At 67.8% G+C, this 16,470-nt stretch carries 14 protein-coding genes; 10 read left to right on the forward strand and 4 right to left on the reverse strand.

Annotated elements, in window-relative coordinates; genetic code table 11:
* Positions 1-65: 65 nt before the first annotated feature.
* From NE236_RS20020 to NE236_RS20035, 4 genes are all read right to left on the reverse strand, one after another.
* Complete coding sequence (locus tag NE236_RS20020; protein WP_252843556.1) at positions 66-1,268, reverse strand: glycosyltransferase family protein; 1,203 nt, start codon at positions 1,266-1,268, stop codon at positions 66-68.
* A 3-nt stretch (positions 1,269-1,271) separates the two neighbouring features.
* Positions 1,272-2,693 carry a glycosyltransferase family 87 protein gene (locus NE236_RS20025; RefSeq protein ID WP_252843557.1) on the reverse strand — a complete coding sequence of 474 codons (1,422 nt, stop codon included), beginning with the start codon at positions 2,691-2,693 and terminating at the stop codon, positions 1,272-1,274.
* A 9-nt stretch (positions 2,694-2,702) separates the two neighbouring features.
* Positions 2,703-4,922, reverse strand: coding sequence for a transglycosylase domain-containing protein (locus NE236_RS20030; RefSeq protein ID WP_252843558.1), 2,220 nt, complete (start codon positions 4,920-4,922; stop codon positions 2,703-2,705).
* Between the two features lie 456 nt (positions 4,923-5,378).
* Positions 5,379-5,777 carry a DUF5318 family protein gene (locus NE236_RS20035; RefSeq protein WP_252843559.1) on the reverse strand — a complete coding sequence of 133 codons (399 nt, stop codon included), beginning with the start codon at positions 5,775-5,777 and terminating at the stop codon, positions 5,379-5,381.
* Between the two features lie 293 nt (positions 5,778-6,070).
* On the opposite strand from NE236_RS20035, the gene NE236_RS20040 reads away from it, so the two are divergent.
* From NE236_RS20040 to NE236_RS20085, 10 genes are all read left to right on the forward strand, one after another.
* Positions 6,071-6,643 carry a PadR family transcriptional regulator gene (locus NE236_RS20040; protein ID WP_252843560.1) on the forward strand — a complete coding sequence of 191 codons (573 nt, stop codon included), beginning with the start codon at positions 6,071-6,073 and terminating at the stop codon, positions 6,641-6,643.
* A gap of 45 nt (positions 6,644-6,688) precedes the next feature.
* Positions 6,689-7,768, forward strand: a complete 1,080-nt coding sequence (locus NE236_RS20045; protein WP_252843561.1) for an inositol-3-phosphate synthase — start codon at positions 6,689-6,691, stop codon at positions 7,766-7,768.
* Positions 7,769-8,329: 561 nt separating this feature from the next.
* Positions 8,330-10,135 (forward strand): ABC transporter substrate-binding protein, encoded by a 1,806-nt coding sequence (locus tag NE236_RS20050; protein WP_252843562.1) that lies wholly within the window; start codon positions 8,330-8,332, stop codon positions 10,133-10,135.
* A 176-nt stretch (positions 10,136-10,311) separates the two neighbouring features.
* Entirely contained in the window at positions 10,312-11,394 is a 1,083-nt protein-coding gene (locus NE236_RS20055) for an ABC transporter ATP-binding protein (RefSeq protein ID WP_252843563.1), read from the forward strand.
* Positions 11,391-12,452 (forward strand): ABC transporter ATP-binding protein, encoded by a 1,062-nt coding sequence (locus tag NE236_RS20060; RefSeq protein WP_308209125.1) that lies wholly within the window; start codon positions 11,391-11,393, stop codon positions 12,450-12,452. The genes NE236_RS20055 and NE236_RS20060 overlap by 4 nt, the downstream gene beginning before the upstream one ends.
* Before the next feature lie 9 nt (positions 12,453-12,461).
* On the forward strand, positions 12,462-13,445 hold the full coding sequence (locus tag NE236_RS20065; RefSeq protein WP_252843564.1) for an ABC transporter permease: 984 nt from the start codon (positions 12,462-12,464) through the stop codon (positions 13,443-13,445).
* 12 nt (positions 13,446-13,457) lie between these two features.
* Complete coding sequence (locus tag NE236_RS20070) at positions 13,458-14,402, forward strand: ABC transporter permease (RefSeq protein WP_252843565.1); 945 nt, start codon at positions 13,458-13,460, stop codon at positions 14,400-14,402.
* 72 nt (positions 14,403-14,474) lie between these two features.
* On the forward strand, positions 14,475-15,779 hold the full coding sequence (locus tag NE236_RS20075; RefSeq protein ID WP_252843566.1) for an MFS transporter: 1,305 nt from the start codon (positions 14,475-14,477) through the stop codon (positions 15,777-15,779).
* 146 nt (positions 15,780-15,925) lie between these two features.
* Positions 15,926-16,069, forward strand: a complete 144-nt coding sequence (locus NE236_RS20080) for a hypothetical protein (RefSeq protein ID WP_252843567.1) — start codon at positions 15,926-15,928, stop codon at positions 16,067-16,069.
* Positions 16,070-16,080: 11 nt separating this feature from the next.
* Positions 16,081-16,461, forward strand: a complete 381-nt coding sequence (locus tag NE236_RS20085; RefSeq protein ID WP_252843568.1) for a type II toxin-antitoxin system VapC family toxin — start codon at positions 16,081-16,083, stop codon at positions 16,459-16,461.
* Positions 16,462-16,470: the final 9 nt, after the last annotated feature.

Here is a 16,470-nt window from a genome sequence, read left to right on the forward strand (position 1 = left end):
GAAGGTTCGACGGTCGTACCGGTCGCTGTTCTACCTTCGATGATCCTCCGTACACCCGTCCCGCGTCAGCCCGCCCATCCTCCGGAGTTGTAGATCACGACTTCGGCCGTCATCAGGGGCACGAAGACGGCGATCAACACGAGGTACGCGGGGCGCCGGCACCGGCCGGCCGCCAGCCACAGCGGCCACCACAGCAGCGTCGCCCGGCCGATCGACAGGTAGTACGCCGAGGTCAGCAGCGAGGCCAGCTGCAACCCGACGTACGCGCTCTCCGCCCACCGGCGCCGGGCCAGCAGCCAGCAGGTCAGCGCGACGCCCACGGCGGCCGCGATCAGTTCCACCCGGAAGGCCGTGGTGAACTGATCGTGCGTATCGAAGGCCGCCTGCCACGTCGTCCGCAGGGAGGTCCACGGCGACACCGTCGAGCGTCCCCAGCCGGCCTGCTGCGCGTGCTGCCACGCCGACCAGTCGCCCGTACGCCGCCACTGGTAGACGGTGTAGCCCAGGGCCGGCAGGAACGGCACGGCCAGCCACGGGGCCGCCCGCCACCGCCGGTCCGCGGTGACGAACTCCACGATCAGCGCGACGGCGAGGAAGAGTCCCGTCACCCGCACGCACGTCGCGCCCGCGGCGCACAGGGTCGCGGCCGCCCATCGCCGCTGCCGCGCCAGCAGCCAGGCCGGCAGGGCGAACGCCAGGAAGAGGCTCTCGGAGTAACCGGCGAACAGGAACACGGCATACGGGCTGAGCAGCAGCGCGAGCACCGCCCGCGGACCCACGAGACCGGTGCTCCCGGACGAGCCGGCGTGCGCCCCCAGCCTCGGGCGGCGGTCGGCGTGCGCACCGGCCGCCGCGGCCCCGTCCGTCTCCGCGAGGTTCTCGCCGAGCCGGGACAGCGCCACCATGGCCACCGCTCCGGCCACGAAACCGATCAGCAGTGCCGACAGCCGCCAGTCGGGGATGAGCGGATGGACGGCGCGCAGCATGAGCGGCAGGCCCGGAAAGAACGCCGGCAGCCCGGCGTCCGGTGGGTGAGCGGGGTTCCCGCCGTAGCCGTACTGGGCGATCTCGATGAAATGGTCGACGTCCCACTGGGTCCATCGATCGAGAAAGGAGTCGTGCAGGTCACCGTGCGACCACAGCGCCGAGGCGAGGAGCGAGATCCCCAGCACGGCGATACGCGTACCGCCCCAGGCGCCCAGGGCGAGACGGTCGCCATGGCGGAGCCGGTCCGCGCCGATGCCGTACCGGCGTCTCGCCTGGTCCATGGGTCAGGCGGGCCACGGAGCGGGACGGCGCACCAGCGCGACGCGGTCCTCGGCGCCGTCGAGGACGCCGCCCGCCGGATCGTCCACGCCGTCGGCTCGCACGACGTCGAGCCGGGGCACGAGGATGTCGACCACGACGAGGACGACCAGGAGCAGCACGGTCAGGAAGCGTGCCAGCAGGGCGATGTAGTAGACGTTGTCATCGATGCCCGCCGCCGGGGCGTGCCCGGAGAAGACGGCGGACAGGGTGGCGGACAGCCCCACGCCGGGATGCTGTTTCGCTCCGGCCAGGAGGTACCACCAGATGCCGAAGAAGTAGACGACCTCCCCCGCCTGCCACAGCAGGAAGGCAGGGAGCTTAGGCCGGGCCAGCGCGACCAGCGGCACCAGCCACAGGACGTACTGCGGCGACCAGACCTTGTTGGTCAGCAGGAACGCCGCCAGCGTCAGGAACAGCACCTGCGGCAGCCGGGGACGGCGCGGGGCGAACAGCACGAGCAGCGCGACGGCCAACGCGAGGACGACGAATCCGACCTCGCCCATCAGGTTCAGTGTCGGCACGTTGTCGACGGACGACATGCCCTTGCGCTCGGCCAGGAAGAAGACCGAGCCCCAGTCGACCGAGCGTTTCTGGTTGAACGTGTAGAACCGGCTCCAGCTGTCCCAGGCCGCCAGCATGATCGGCACATTGACGACCAGCCACGCGACGACCGTGCCCGCCAGCAACCGGCCGAACTCCCGCCACTTCCCCGCGCGCAGGCACAGCAGGAACAGCGGACCGAGGAAGATCAGGGGATAGAACTTCGCCGCGACCGCGAGACCCAGCAATCCGCCCGCGAGACCGGGGCGACGGCGCGCCCAGGCCGCCAGCGCCAGCGCGGACAGGGCGACGGCGAGCAGGTCCCAGTTGATGTACGCGGTGAGGAGCAGCGCGGGCGACGCCGCGACCATCAGCCCGGCCCGGCGACTCTGCCGCCCGGCGACCAGCGCCGTCGCGAGCACGGTCACCGCCGCGCAGAGCACGAGGAGCACGGCGGTCAGGTTGAAGAACCACATGCCGCGTGAAACGACGTCGGCACCACCGAACCAGCGCGCCGGCGTCGCCGCGGCCTGCATGAGGCCGCCGGTGAGCACCGGGTACTCGACCGGCTCAGGGATCTTGTCGAGGTACGGGATCTTGCCGTCGGCCAGGCCGCGCCCGAAGTACAGCGGATAGATGTCGGTGTAGCAGGCGTTGCGGACCGTCGGGATGAAGTCGAAGCCCGCCCGCTTGCACGGGACCTTCTGCAGGTACCCCAGGACGGACACGACGGCGGTCGTGGACACGAGCAGCGGCAGCAGCTGCCGGAGGCCCGTACGGACACCGGCGGGGCCGGGGGAGCCCGCGGCTCCCCCGGCCCCGTCGATCAGTTGTGACTCCGGCATGCCAGCAGGTTATTCCCTGAAGGGCCGCGCCGCCCGTCCCTGCGTCTCGTTACGCCCTCCCCCGCCGCCGCCCGAGCCCGGCGTGGGCGACGAGCAGTTGAGGTCCCACGGCTTGCACGTGCCAGTCGGAGTCGGAGAAGTGGGCCCGGTCGAGTGACACTGCGGGCGGTTCGGGTGCTTGATGCACCCCCGCGGGTCGGTCGGGTCCTGCGTCTTGCTCGGCTTGCAGTGGTCGAGCTGCGGGATCTGACCCTCCTGGCACGTCGGCGTCGGCGACGGCGTCGGCGTGGTCGCCGTCGGGCTCGGCGTGGCGAACATCTTGTTCTCGCCGACGTACGCCGGCGGCGGGAACGACCCGGTCGTCGTGCCGTCCAGCGCCTGGGTCATGTAGTCGTGCCAGATGCGCGCGGGCAGGTCACCACCGTTGATGTGGCCGTATCCGCCGACGTTCTGCAGCTTCTTGTAGTAGCCCGCATGCTTGTGCTTGCCCTTGGTGACCTGATCGACATACCGCCACATGCCGACCGTCGTCACGTACTGCTTCGGCTTGGAGCCCGTGGTCGGCGGCGTGAAACCGGAGAACCAGGCGGCATAGTTGTCGTTGGTCGTGCCGGTCTTTCCCGCCACCTCACGGTTGGCGAGCTGGGCGTTCTTGCCGGTACCGCGCTTGACGACCGCCTGCATGGCGAACTGGACGTCCTTGATGACCTCCGAGGGGATCACCTGTTTCCCGCTCTTCGACGGTTCCGCGAGCATCTTGTGCTTGGAGTCCTCGACCCTGCGGATGCTGTGCGGGACGATGTACGTCCCGTCGTTGGCGAGCGTGGCGTATCCGCCGGCCAGGTCCAACGGGCGCATGTCCGACTGCCCCAGGAAGAAACCACCCTCGCCCGGGTGCCCTCGCTGTAGCGCCGCCTTGGGAAGGCCGGCGTCCTCGGCGACCTGGAGGACGTTCTGCCAATGCGCCTTGAACCCGAGCGGCACGTACACCGTGTTGAGGGAGTCCGCCGTCGCGTCGACCAGGTTGACGACCTTGTTGGTGTTCCCTTCGTCGTTGTAGAAGGCGTGGCCGCTCGGATCCGAGCGAGGCACGCGATCACCGCTGGTGTTGATGTAAGCGGGGTTGGTCGCGTCCATCGTCGTCTTAAGGCTGATGCCCTGTTTGAGCGCGGTGGCGAGAACGAACGGCTTGAACGAGGAGCCGACCTGCGCCGTCGAGAAGTAGGCGTCGTCCACGGATCGTTTGGTGAAGTCCTTGCCGCCGTATGCCGCCTTGACCTCGCCGGTCTTCGCGTCGATCGTGACCACGCCGACACGCGTGTCGCTGGGCATTCCGCGCAGCCTCTGCTTCACCACCGCCGCGGCCTTCTGCTGCAGATCGGGGTCCCAGCTCGTGTAGACCCGCAGGCCACCGGTCTCGATCTTGGTCTGATCGATCGTCTTCATGGAGAGCAGTGCCTGGCGTACCCGCTCGAGGATGTAGCCGTTCTGCCCTTGCCAGGCGCTGCCCTTGGACTTGCGGACCGACGGCAGGTGGTTCTGGTAACGGGCGACGTCCGCGTCGGAGATCTTGCCCATCGTGCGCATACCCTGGAGCACCCAGTTGTAGCGCTCCAGGGTGTCCGTGTGCTGCTGTCCCTTGCCGAGGGGCGTGTAGTACCCGGGCTGCTTGATGTTCGACGCGAGGAGCGCCGCCTGCGGGATCGTGAGCTTTTGGGCGGTGGTGCCGAACCAGATGCGGGCCGCGCTCTCCACGCTGAAGGCGCCCTGGTTCCCCTTCACCGGCGCGCCGAAGTAAATGGTGTTCAGGTAGTCCAGCAGAATCTGGTCCTTGCTGTTCTGCTTGTTGACCTTCACCGCGATGAAGATCTCTTTGAACTTCCGGGTGAACGTGCGCTCCTGCTCCAGGTAGGCGTTCTTGACGTACTGCTGGGTGACGGTCGAGCCGCCCTGGGTGTCGCCGCCCGTGAGGTTGTTGTACACCGCGCGGCCGATGCCTGTAGGCGAGATCGCCGCCTCGTGGTAGAAATGGCGGTCCTCGGCCGCGAGCGCGGCCGCCTGCATGGGCGGGCTGACCTTGTCCAGGCTGGGCAGCATCTGGCGCGTGGCGCCGAACCGCCCCATGACCTTAGGGTTCTTGGCGCTATCGCCCCAGTAGATGGTGGTGCCCTGCTCCTGGACGCTCGCGTTGATCTTCGGCACCTTGACCATCGCGTACGCAACGCCCACCGCGCAAATGGACGCAAGCGTGCCGATGCCGAAGACGGCGAGCCACAGCTTCCACGACAGGAGGCGGCGCCAGCCCTTCCTCTTGGCCTTCTTGCCCGAGCCGCGGCGGGTGCCGTCACCGCCGCCGCCCCCAGGACGCCGGCGACCCGGGCCACCGCCGCCACCTGAGCCTCCGGGTCCGCCAGGACCTCCGGGACCGCCGGGACCACCGGGTCGACCCGGGCCACCCGGGCGTGGCCCGCTGGGGAGCGCGGGGAGGTTGGATCCCTCAACCTGCGGCTGCGGCCGGGTCGGGGCAGGACCAGCAGACCCCGATCGACCGTACTCTGGCCCGTAATCGCTGCTGTAACTCACGCGACCTCGTTCACTGGGGTACGGCTTTTTCAATCCGTCCGACAGTACTGTGTAGGCAAGTGAGCGAGGACCGCCTGCCGGGTACGCCGCGCTGTCGTGCGACTACTCTCGGACGCTATGTCCCTGGTCGGGAGCGGTCTCTCCGTGCCCAAGGACGTAGGACAGTGTCAGGTAGTTCCAGGAACAACCCTGACACACTTCAACCACATAGACCCGGAATTCACCGAATTCACGGGCCATGGCCTGGAGCTCGTCCGCCACCTTGACCCGTCCCGCGTACCGGCCCAACTCGTCGCCGTACACATAGGTGACATGGGTGAGCCGCTCCTTCCGGCAGACGGGACAGGGCCGGTCGGTGGGCTCGCCATGGTACTTCGCCGCTCGCAGGAGATATGGGTGCGCGTCGCACGCGTCCGCGACGGTCAGGCCGCCGGATGACAGCTCGGCCAACGTGGCCCGCCGGGCGAGCCCGTAGTCGACGACCAGTCGCTGGGACCACATGTCAGCAGACTACGACGGTCGGCAATCCCCGATCCGTGACATTCCAGGCACCGTACGTGCGTCTTCCCTGAACACACCCGCCGTCCCGAGCCCGGGCCGCCTCCGTCGAGTTCGGGAGATTCGCCCTTTCGTAGCCGGTGCCGAAGGGCGATTCTTCCGGCCCCGACCTGGGCCGCGACCCCGTCGTCCGGACGCCGCGCTTGCCAGGGGCGCCGGGGGGGACGTATCTTCCTGATGTATCGAGTCGATACATTCGATCGATACATCGAATCGAGCGGTCGAACGGAGGGGCCATGAGAAGCAAGGCCGGCGTGCTGGAGCTCGCCGTGCTCGGGCTGCTTCACGAGGCCCCCATGCACGGGTACGAGCTGCGCAAGCGGCTCAACACGCTGCTCGGCATGTTCCGCGCGTTCTCATACGGGTCCCTCTACCCCTGCCTCAAGCAGCTGCTCGAGCAGGGACTGATCACAGAGGATGACGAGGAGCCCGTCGCGGCACGTCCGGGGGGCACCCGGCGCTCGAAGATCGTCTACAAGCTCACGGCCGAGGGGAAGGAGCGCCTTCAGGAGCTCCTGTCCGAGGCCGGCCCGGCGTCCTGGGAGGACGAGGGGTTCGGAGTGCATTTCGCCTTCTTCGCCCAGACCCGCGCCGACGTACGGCTGCGGATCCTCGAGGGCCGGCGCAGCCGACTCGAGGAACGGCTGGAGAGCGTACGCGCCGCGCTGGCACGTACGCGGGAGCGTGTGGACAACTACACGCTCGAGCTTCAGCAGCACGGGTTGGAGTCGGTCGAGCGCGAAGTCCGGTGGCTCAACGAGCTGATCGGGCGCGAGCGCGCACAGCAAGCAGATGAGAACAACGGCTGAGGGCGCAAGGTCGTCCCCCCGCACAGAAAGCAAAGGAGCATCCGGATGGGTTCAGTGCGCGTGGCCATCGTCGGTGTCGGCAACTGCGCGAGCTCGCTCGTCCAGGGAGTCGAGTACTACAAGGACGCCTCGCCCGAGACTCGTGTCCCTGGTCTGATGCACGTACAGTTCGGCGACTACCACGTCGGCGACCTGGAGTTCGTCGCCGCATTCGACGTCGACGCCAAGAAGGTCGGCCGCGACCTGTCCGAGGCGATCGTCGCAAGTGAGAACAACACGATCAAGATCTGCGACGTGCCGCCGGCCGGCGTCACCGTGCAGCGCGGTCACACCTTCGACGGTCTCGGCGAGTACTACCGCGAGATCATCGAGGAGTCGGACGAGAAGCCGGTCGACGTCGTCCAGGTGCTCAAGGACACCCGGGCCGACGTGCTCGTGTCCTACCTGCCGGTGGGCTCGGAGGACGCGGACCGCTTCTACGCCCAGTGCGCCCTCGACGCCAAGGTCGGGTTCGTCAACGCGCTGCCGGTCTTCATCGCCAGCAACGCGGAGTGGGCGCAGAAGTTCACCGACGCCGGTGTCCCGATCGTCGGTGACGACATCAAGTCCCAGGTCGGCGCCACGATCACGCACCGCGTGATGGCCAAGCTGTTCGAGGACCGCGGGGTCGAGCTGCTGCGCACGTACCAGCTCAACTTCGGCGGCAACATGGACTTCATGAACATGCTGGAGCGCAAGCGCCTCCAGTCGAAGAAGATCTCCAAGACCCAGTCGGTCACCTCGCAGATCCCGCACGAGATGGCCAGGGCCGACGTCCACATCGGCCCGTCCGACCACGTGCCGTGGCTCGACGACCGCAAGTGGGCGTACGTCCGCCTGGAGGGCAAGTCCTTCGGCGACACCCCGCTGAACCTCGAGTACAAGCTCGAGGTCTGGGACTCCCCGAACTCCGCGGGCGTCATCATCGACGCGGTCCGTGCCGCCAAGACCGCCATGGACCGCGGCATCGGCGGGCCGATCCTGTCGGCGAGCTCCTACTTCATGAAGTCGCCGCCGGTGCAGTACAGCGACGACGAGGCCCGCGACGCCGTGGAGGCATTCATCCGCGGGGACGTGGAGCGCTGACCGCATAGTCAACGACAAGGCTCAGGCGACCATCGAGTGATCGTCGAGCAGGGGCGCTGAACCGAGGAGTACGGCGGTTCGAGTGCCGTCCAGCGAGGCCCGCACGCCACCCGGCGTGCGGGCCTCGCGCATGAGCCGGTGGAGTCGCGGCCCGGGTGGGTCCGTCCACGCCACAACCCGGTGTTCCCCCCACCTGAGCTGGGGTCATACCCTGGACCGCGGCCGGACGTCGACGCGCTGACGTCCGGTCTGGTAGGTGGTCGCGCGGAGACGGCGTTCGCCGTGTCATCGGGGGAGAGAAGGCGCTGTGGTCAGAGTCGAACGGTGATCTAGCGCCGCTGACCTCGGTAGATACTGAGAGCGGCGCCCATCTCACCCATAGTGCATGAGCAATAACAAACTTATTGCGCGATCTCAACGGTTGAGTAACTGGTACCACTCGTTACCAGGCTGAGCTGGACAGAAGCCGTAACTCACGGTGTTCTTCCACCTTGGACGCGCCATGACCTGGTGCATCTCAACACGGTGCAAGACGGCCGCAACGGCCGGATGGAGGGCTACATGATTGGCAGGAAGTCAGGGCTGACGGCTGCCGCCGCGATCGGCACCCTTGCCCTGGGCCTCGCCGCCTGCGGCGGAGGTTCCGGTGGCAGCAGCGGTTCGGACGATGGCAAGCCGAAGAAGGGGGGCATCCTCAAGGTCGTCGGCGCCGGCGGACAGGACAACCTGGACCCCACGAGCGCCTACAGCACTGTGTCGAGCGCCCTCCAGCGCACGTATTCACGGCAGCTCTTCGCGTACCCGGCGTCGAAGGACCCGAAGGCCGCTTCGACCCCGGTCCCCGACGTCGCAGCGTCGATGCCGACGCTGGACAACGGCGGGATCAGCAAGGACGGGCTGACCTACAAGATCCAGCTGCGGCACGGCGTCATGTGGAACAGCAGCCCTGCGCGTGAGATGGTGGCCGGCGACTTCGTCCGCGCTTTCAAGCACATGTGCAACCCGGCCTCGCCGGTCGGCGCGCCGAACTACTACGTGCCGAACATCAAGGGCATGCAGTCCTACTGCGACCCCTTCCTGAAGGACAAGAAGCTCCAGCAGGACGCCAAGGGGATCGCGGACTACGAGAACGGTCACGAGATCTCCGGCGTCAAGGCGCTGGACAACTACACGATCCAGTTCGACCTGACGAAGCCGGCCTCTGACTTCATCAGCCTGCTGGCCATGACGTTCGCGTCCGCGGTGCCGGTCGAGTACTACCAGTACATTCCGGGCAGCGTGAACCAGTTCAAGCACCTCGTCTCGGCCGGGCCGTACCAGATCACCTCGTACGACCCGAACAAGTCGATCACCATGGACAAGAACCCGAACTGGAAGGCGGACACGGACCCGCTCCGCCACCAGTACGTGGACAAGATCCAGGTCACCGAGGGCCAGGGCTCGCCCGAGGCGGTCCAGCAGCAGCTCGAGGGGGGCACCTCGGCCGACATCTCGCTGGACCAGCCGGTGCCGGCGTCCGCGCTCGGCCGCCTGGCCGCCAAGAACGACCCGAACCTGACGGTCAACGGCCCGCCCATCTCGAACCCGTATCTGGTCTTCAACCTGAAGAGCCCGAACGAGAAGAAGGCCATGCAGAACCTCAAGGTTCGGCAGGCCATCGAGTACGCGATCAACAAGGTCGCGCTGGCGAAGGTCTACGGCGGCCCGAAGTACAACACGCCGCTGAACACGATCATCCCGCCGGACAGCGTCGGCTACCAGGACTACAACCTGTACCCGACCAACGGCAGCCAGGGCGACGCGAACAAGTGCAAGCAGCTGCTCTCCGAGGCCGGCTACCCGAACGGGCTCAAGATCAAGGCCGCGTACCGGCAGGCGGGTAACCACCCGGCGATCTTCCAGAGCTACGCGCAGGACCTCCAGGCGTGCGGCATCACCGTCACGGGCGTGCCGGTGCCGCAGGCGGACTTCTACTCGCAGTTCCTGCAGAAGACCGACAACACCATCGCGGGCAAGTGGGACGTCGCCGCGCCGGGCTGGGTGCCGGACTGGTTCGGCAACAACGGCCGGTCGGTCGTCTCGCCGCTGTTCGACGGCCGCAACTGGGCCGACGGAACCTCGAACTACGGTGGTTACGACAGCCCCGTCACCAACGGCCTGATCGACAAGGCCCTCGAGGCCAAGACGGTCGACGAGGCCGCCAACTTCTGGCACCAGGCCGACCAGCAGATCATGAAGGACGCGGCGATCGTGCCCTTCATGGCGCAGAAGACCCCGTGGTACCACTCCTCGAAGGTCAAGGGCGCCACCTGGCTCCCGATCGCGCAGCAGTTCGACTTCACGAACCTGTGGCTCAGCGGTAGCTGATCCACGCATCTCCCCACGCGATGCGGCCGGGCCCCGGACTCCGGTGCCCGGCCGCGTCACATGGCACCCCCCCGCAGATCGCCTCGCATTCCTTGCCCGGCCGAGTCGCCGAGACCGCTCTCATCAGGTAAACATGCTGTGGCTCTGCTCTCTAAACAGTTCTCGAAGGGGAGGACATGAGCCTTCTCGAGGTCCATGACCTAAAGGTCTCCTTCGACACCTCTGACGGAGTGGTCAAAGCCGTCCGCGGGGTGTCGTTCAGTGTCGACCGGGGGCAAACCCTCGGCATCGTCGGCGAGTCGGGCTCCGGTAAGAGCGTGTCCACCCAGACGCTCCTCGGGCTGACCGGCGGCGCACGGATCGAAGGGCGGGCTCTTTTCGAAGGTCAAGATCTCTTGACCATGAGCGAAGACCACCTCCGGCGGATCCGTGGCAAGGAGATCGCCATGATCTTCCAGGATCCGCTCTCCAGCCTCCACCCGCTGTACAAGGTGGGCCGGCAGATCGTGGAGATGATCCGCCAGCACGAGCCGGAGGTCACCAAGCAGCAGGCCCGCAAGCGGGCCGTCGAACTGCTCGGCATGGTGGGCATCCCGCAGCCGGACCAGCGGGTGGACGACTACCCGCACCAGTTCTCCGGCGGTATGCGGCAGCGCGCGATGATCGCGATGGCGCTCTCGCTGAATCCCAAGCTGATCGTCGCCGACGAGCCGACGACCGCGCTGGACGCGACCGTTCAGGCGCAGATCCTCGACCTCATGCTGCGCCTGCAGCGTGAGTTCGACAGCGCGCTCATCATGATCACACACGATCTGGGAGTCATCGCCGACCTCGCCGACAACGTGCTGGTGATGTACGGCGGAAAGCCCGTGGAACAAGCCGACCGGCGCTCCCTCTACTACCGGCCGCACCACCCGTACACCAAGGGACTGCTCGAGTCCATCCCCGGGTCCAGCGGCGCGAAGGACCGGCTCAAGCCGATTCCCGGCCAGCCGCCCTCCCTCATCAACCCGCCGACGGGCTGCACGTTCCACCCGCGCTGCCCGTACATCATGGACCGGTGTGTCACGGATGAGCCGCAGCTGAGGCCGGTGCTCGATGCGGACGGCGGAACCAATCCGAACCACCGGTCGGCGTGCTGGCTCCCCATTGAGGCCATCGGCCTGAAACCCGAGGCGGAGGGGATTCGCCAGGAGGCGGTCGCGGTGGGACGTACCACGGCGACCAACATCACCACCCAGGGGGCGGAGGCACAGTGAGCCAGAGTGGTGACGCCCTCGTCAAGCTCGAAGGCGTCTACAAGCACTTTCCCATCAAGCAGGGGATCTTCTTCAAGAAGGAGGTCGGCCGCGTCCACGCGGTCGACGGCGTCGATCTCGAGGTACGCCGCGGAGAGACCCTGGGCATCGTCGGTGAGAGCGGCTGCGGCAAGTCGACGCTGGCCCGCTGCATCACCGGTCTGCACCCGATCACGAAGGGGCGCATCCTCTTCGAGGGGCAGGACATCGGCAGGTCGCCGGGCAAGGCGTTCCGGCGCGACGTTCAGATGATCTTCCAGGACCCGTACGGCTCGCTGAACCCGCGCCGCCGGGTCGGTTCGATCATCGGCGACCCGTTCGACATCCACGGCACCGCCTCCGGTGCCGAGCGGAAGCGTCGGGTGCAGGAGCTGATGGAGCTCGTGGGTCTGAACCCCGAGCACTTCAACCGGTTCCCCGCGGAGTTCTCCGGCGGGCAGCGGCAGCGCATCGGCGTCGCACGGGCCCTGGCGCTCAAGCCCAAGCTCATCGTCTGCGACGAGCCGGTGTCGGCCCTCGACGTGTCGATCCAGGCGCAGGTCATCAACCTGCTGAAGGACCTGCAGGACGAGCTTGGCCTGACCTACATCTTCATCGCCCACGACCTGTCGGTGGTCCGTTACGTGTCCAACCGGGTGGCCGTGATGTACCTCGGCAAGATCGCCGAGGGGGCGGAGGGCGAGGAGCTGTACGAGCGGCCCCGGCACCCCTACACCAACGCGCTGCTGTCGGCCGCGTCGGTCGCCGACCCGGACGCCGCCGAGAAGCGGGAACGCATCGTCCTCATCGGCGACGTACCCTCGCCGATCAAGCCGCCGTCCGGCTGCCGTTTCCACCCGCGCTGCCCGAAGGCACAGGAGACGTGCGTCGGCGAGGTCCCCGTCCTCATCGCGCGTGCGGGCGACCCCGCCGATCACGTCACGGCGTGTCACTTCCCGGTCGAGGCCGGAGAGCACCTCGCCCGTGAGCAGGCGGCGATCGAGCAGCTGTCCACCGAGCCCACGCTCCCGAGTGCATAGGCGGCGACCATGAGCCTCACCGACCTCGAAGCCGACGCCTCGCTTCCGGCCGCGGAAGAAGTAGCGGCGGCCGGCCCCATCCAGGGGCGCAGCCCGTGGCAGCTCGCCTGGGCACGACTGCGCCGCGACAAGGCGGCGATGATATCCCTCGCGATCATCGTCCTGCTCATCGTCATGGCGCTGATCGCCCCGCTGATCTCCAAGTGGATCGGGTACGCCCCCGCCTTCGGCGACCGGAAACTCGGTATCACCGAGGACGGCCTGCCGGTCGGACTCAACGGGCACCACCCGCTCGGCACCGACCGCCTCGGGCGTGACCTCCTCGTCCGGGCCGTGTACGGCGCGCGCATCTCGCTCATCGTCGGCCTCGTCTCGACCGCCCTGGCCACCATCCTCGGCGTCGTCGTCGGCGCGATGGCGGGCTACTTCGGCGGTGTCATCGACACGGTCCTGGCCCGCTTCATGGACGTGACGCTGTCGTTCCCGTACCTGCTGTTCGCCATCGCGCTGGCGGCGGCGTTCGGGGCCAGCACCCCGCTGACGGTCTTGGTCATCACCTTCTTCTCGTGGGCCTCCATCGGCCGGATCGTGCGCGGGCAGGTCATCTCGATCAAACAACGGGAGTTCGTCGAGGCGGCACGATCCCTCGGCGCGGGCAACATACGGATCATCTTCATCGACGTGATCCCGAACCTGCTCGCCCCGCTGATCGTGCTGGCCACGATGACGATCCCGGTCGCGATCGTCTTCGAGTCGACGCTGTCCTTCCTGGGGGCCGGCATCGACCCCCGGACGCCGAGCTGGGGCAACATGCTCAGCGACGCCACCGAGACCTACCAGGTCGCCTGGTGGACGCTGGTCGTGCCAGCCGCCTTCCTGCTGATCACGACGCTGGCGTTCAACATCCTCGGCGACGCCGTGCGCGACGCGCTGGACCCCCGCTCCGAGCGTCTCTTCGCGGCCCAGAAGGCCGGCCGGAAAAAGAAGAAGTAAGGGACCACCGACATGCTTCGTTTCCTGATCCGGCGGATCGTCTTCGGCGTGGTGGTGTTGTGGATCGTCACCCTGGGCGTCTTCCTGCTGTTCTTCGCGACCTCGAAGGACCCGGCCGCCCGCTTCGCCGGCAAGTCGGCGACGGCGGACACGCTCGCACTCGTGCGCCACAAGCTCGGCCTCGACCAACCGCTCACCGTGCAGTACTGGCACTTCCTGACGCGTCTGCTGAAGGGTGACCTGGGGTACTCCTTCGTCACTCAGAGCCCGGTCAACGACATGATCAAGAGCGCGCTGCCCGCCAGCCTGTCCTTGATTCTGGGGGCCGCGATCATCTGGCTCCTCACCGGGATCGTCACCGGGGTGATCAGCGCGACAAAGGCCCGGACGCTGCTCGACCGCGGCATCACCGCGGCGGTCCTCGTCGGCATCTCGATGCCCGCGTTCGTCGTCGCGCTCACGCTGTTGCTCGTGTTCACCAGCAAGCTGCCGATCTTCCCCGGCCCGGGCTACACCGCCCTCACGCAGAACCCGGCCGGCTGGTTCCAGCACCTGGTGCTGCCGTGGGTGACGCTCGCTCTCCTGCAGTCGGCGATCTACACGCGGCTGACCCGCGGTTCGCTGCTGGACGTGCTGGGTGAGGACTACATCCGCACCGCGCGGGCGAAGGGCCTGCCGGAGAACAAGGTGATCTACCGCCACGGCCTTCGCTCGGCGCTGACGCCGGTGCTCACCCAGTTCGGCGTGGACGTCGGCGTGCTGATCGGCGGCACGCTCGTCACTGAGACGGTGTTCGGCCTGCAGGGCATCGGCCAGCTCACGGTCAGGTCGCTCACCACTGGCGACCTGCCGGTCATCATGGCCGTGGTCCTCATCGCGTCGTTCTTCGTCGTCCTCGCGAACATCGTGGTCGACATCGTGTACTCCTTCCTCGACCCCCGCGTCCGTCTCGAGTAGCGGCACTCCGCCCGCGAACGGCCGGTCGTCCCCTCGGGGGCGGCCGGCCGTTCGCTCCTCTAGTCTGGGGCGATGTCCTACGCCGCCGACCTGCGTCTGGTCATCCGGGGTCAGGACTTCCGCCGTCTGTTCGCGACGCGCGTCGTCTCGGCCCTCGCCGACGGCGTATTCCAGGTGGCCCTCGCGGGCTACGTCCTGTTCTCCCCCGAGCAGCAGGCCACCGCCGCGGAGGCCGCCGCCACGGCCGCGGTGCTCCTCCTGCCGTACTCCGTGCTCGGCCCGTTCGCCGGGGTCTTCATCGACCGGTGGCGGCGCCGTCAGATCCTCGTCCGCGCCCCGCTCATCCGCGCCGTCGCCGTGGCGGCGACGGCGCTGCTGCTGACGCGCGGCGACGACGGCATCCCCTTCTTCCTCGCGGCGCTGATGGTCTTCGCCGTCAACCGGTTCTTCCTCTCCGCCCTGTCGGCAGCGCTGCCCCGCGTCGTCGGCGCGCCGGAGCTCATCACCGCCAACGCCGTGTCGGTGACCTCCGGGACGATGATGACGTTCGCCGGCGCCGGGGTCGGTTACGTCCTGCGGGTGCTGTTCGGCGCCGGCCGGAGCGGCACGGCCGGCATCCTCTTCGCCGCCGCCGCCCTCTACGTCGCCACCGCGCTCATCGCCACACGCATGGACCGCGACCGGCTCGGCCCGGAGATGAGCGAGCTGCGGACCGACACCCGCGAGGCGCTCGGCCGGGTGCTGCACGGGCTGCTCGACGGCGCCCGGCACGTACGGGACCGGCGCCCGGCCGCGGCGGCGCTCGGCGCGATCGGCGCCCACCGGTTCCTCTACGGCATCGCCACGATCATGACCGTGCTGCTGTTCCGGAACTACTTCGCGAGCAGCGCGGAGGCCGGTCTGGGCGGGTTCGCCGTCGTCCTCGTCGTGTCCGGTGTCGGATACTTCCTCGCCGCCGTCATCACCCCGCTCGTCACCGCGCGGATCCGCAAGGAGGCGTGGATCGCGGCCCAGCTGGCGTTCGCCGGCGTCGCCGAGGTGATCCTCGCGGCACCGTTCTCGCCGGTGCCGTTCATCATGGGCGCCTTCGTGCTGGGCCTCGTCTCGCAGGGCGTGAAGCTGTGCGTGGACACGATCGTGCAGACGTCCATCGCCGACGCCTTCCGCGGCCGGGTCTTCTCGTTCTACGACATGATCTTCAACGGCCTGTACGTCGCCGGCTTCGCCCTGGCCGCCGCCCTGCTGCCCGCGAACGGCAGGTCGTACGGCGTACTCGCCCTCATCGGCGGCGGCTACGCCCTGGCAGCTCTCGCCTACTGGCTGTCCGCCAAAGACACTTCTGAAGTTGCTACCGCCGGTAGTAACCTGACGCCATGAGTGACCCTCACAGGGCAGACAACTCCGAACGTACCGTATCCGACCGAGTGCGGAAAGTTAGCGTTTCGATGCCGGAATCGCTCATCACGCAGGTCAGAGAGCGCGTAGATTCCGGGTCGTTCAGCCGTTACGTCACGGAGGCAGTCATGCGTCAGCTCCAGATGGACAACCTCGACGACCTCATCGCCGACTACGTGACACGGCACGGCCCCCTGCCCCAAGAGGCACTCGACAAAGCGGAGAAGGCGTGGAACGAACTCGAGGCCAAATGGGCCGAGGAAGGTTTCTAGCCCGCACTCTCGTGCTCGACTCGGAAGGGCTCTCGAAGCTCGCCCAAGAGGATCCCGCAGTCGTCCCGCACATCGTCGAAGCACGCAAGCGCCAGGCTCCGGTGGTGGCCAGCGCGGTGACGCTCGCGGAGGTGCTTCGCGGCACTCCTCGCGACGCGGCGGTGCACCGTGTCCTCAAAAAGGTGGAGGTCGTACCCCTGACGCGGGAGCTCGGACGGGCCGCTGGTGCGCTCCTCGGCCGCAGTGGCCTTCCGGCCACCGCGACGATCGATGCCATGGTGGTGGCGACGGCACTCGTCCAGACGCGGCCGGTCATCATCTTGACCAGTGATCCGAATGACCTCAAGAGTCTGATCGAAGGCGAGGCGGGCGTGGGAGTCCTGGCCGTCTGACCGGCCCGC

The organism is Actinoallomurus purpureus, from assembly GCF_024055795.1.
Classification (GTDB): Bacteria; Actinomycetota; Actinomycetes; order Streptosporangiales; family Streptosporangiaceae; genus Actinoallomurus; species Actinoallomurus purpureus.

Excerpts from the sequence above, each read along its gene's own strand:
- NE236_RS20035 (WP_252843559.1), bottom strand. The coding sequence starts at position 5,777 with ATGTGGTCCCAGCGACTGGTCGTCGACTACGGGCTCGCCCGGCGGGCC.
- NE236_RS20040 (WP_252843560.1), top strand. The coding sequence starts at position 6,071 with ATGAGAAGCAAGGCCGGCGTGCTGGAGCTCGCCGTGCTCGGGCTGCTT.
- NE236_RS20050 (WP_252843562.1), top strand. The coding sequence starts at position 8,330 with ATGATTGGCAGGAAGTCAGGGCTGACGGCTGCCGCCGCGATCGGCACC.
- NE236_RS20025 (WP_252843557.1), bottom strand. The coding sequence starts at position 2,693 with ATGCCGGAGTCACAACTGATCGACGGGGCCGGGGGAGCCGCGGGCTCC.
- NE236_RS20065 (WP_252843564.1), top strand. The coding sequence starts at position 12,462 with ATGAGCCTCACCGACCTCGAAGCCGACGCCTCGCTTCCGGCCGCGGAA.
- NE236_RS20045 (WP_252843561.1), top strand. The coding sequence starts at position 6,689 with ATGGGTTCAGTGCGCGTGGCCATCGTCGGTGTCGGCAACTGCGCGAGC.
- NE236_RS20080 (WP_252843567.1), top strand. The coding sequence starts at position 15,926 with ATGCGTCAGCTCCAGATGGACAACCTCGACGACCTCATCGCCGACTAC.
- NE236_RS20020 (WP_252843556.1), bottom strand. The coding sequence starts at position 1,268 with ATGGACCAGGCGAGACGCCGGTACGGCATCGGCGCGGACCGGCTCCGC.
- NE236_RS20070 (WP_252843565.1), top strand. The coding sequence starts at position 13,458 with ATGCTTCGTTTCCTGATCCGGCGGATCGTCTTCGGCGTGGTGGTGTTG.
- NE236_RS20055 (WP_252843563.1), top strand. The coding sequence starts at position 10,312 with ATGAGCCTTCTCGAGGTCCATGACCTAAAGGTCTCCTTCGACACCTCT.
- NE236_RS20075 (WP_252843566.1), top strand. The coding sequence starts at position 14,475 with ATGTCCTACGCCGCCGACCTGCGTCTGGTCATCCGGGGTCAGGACTTC.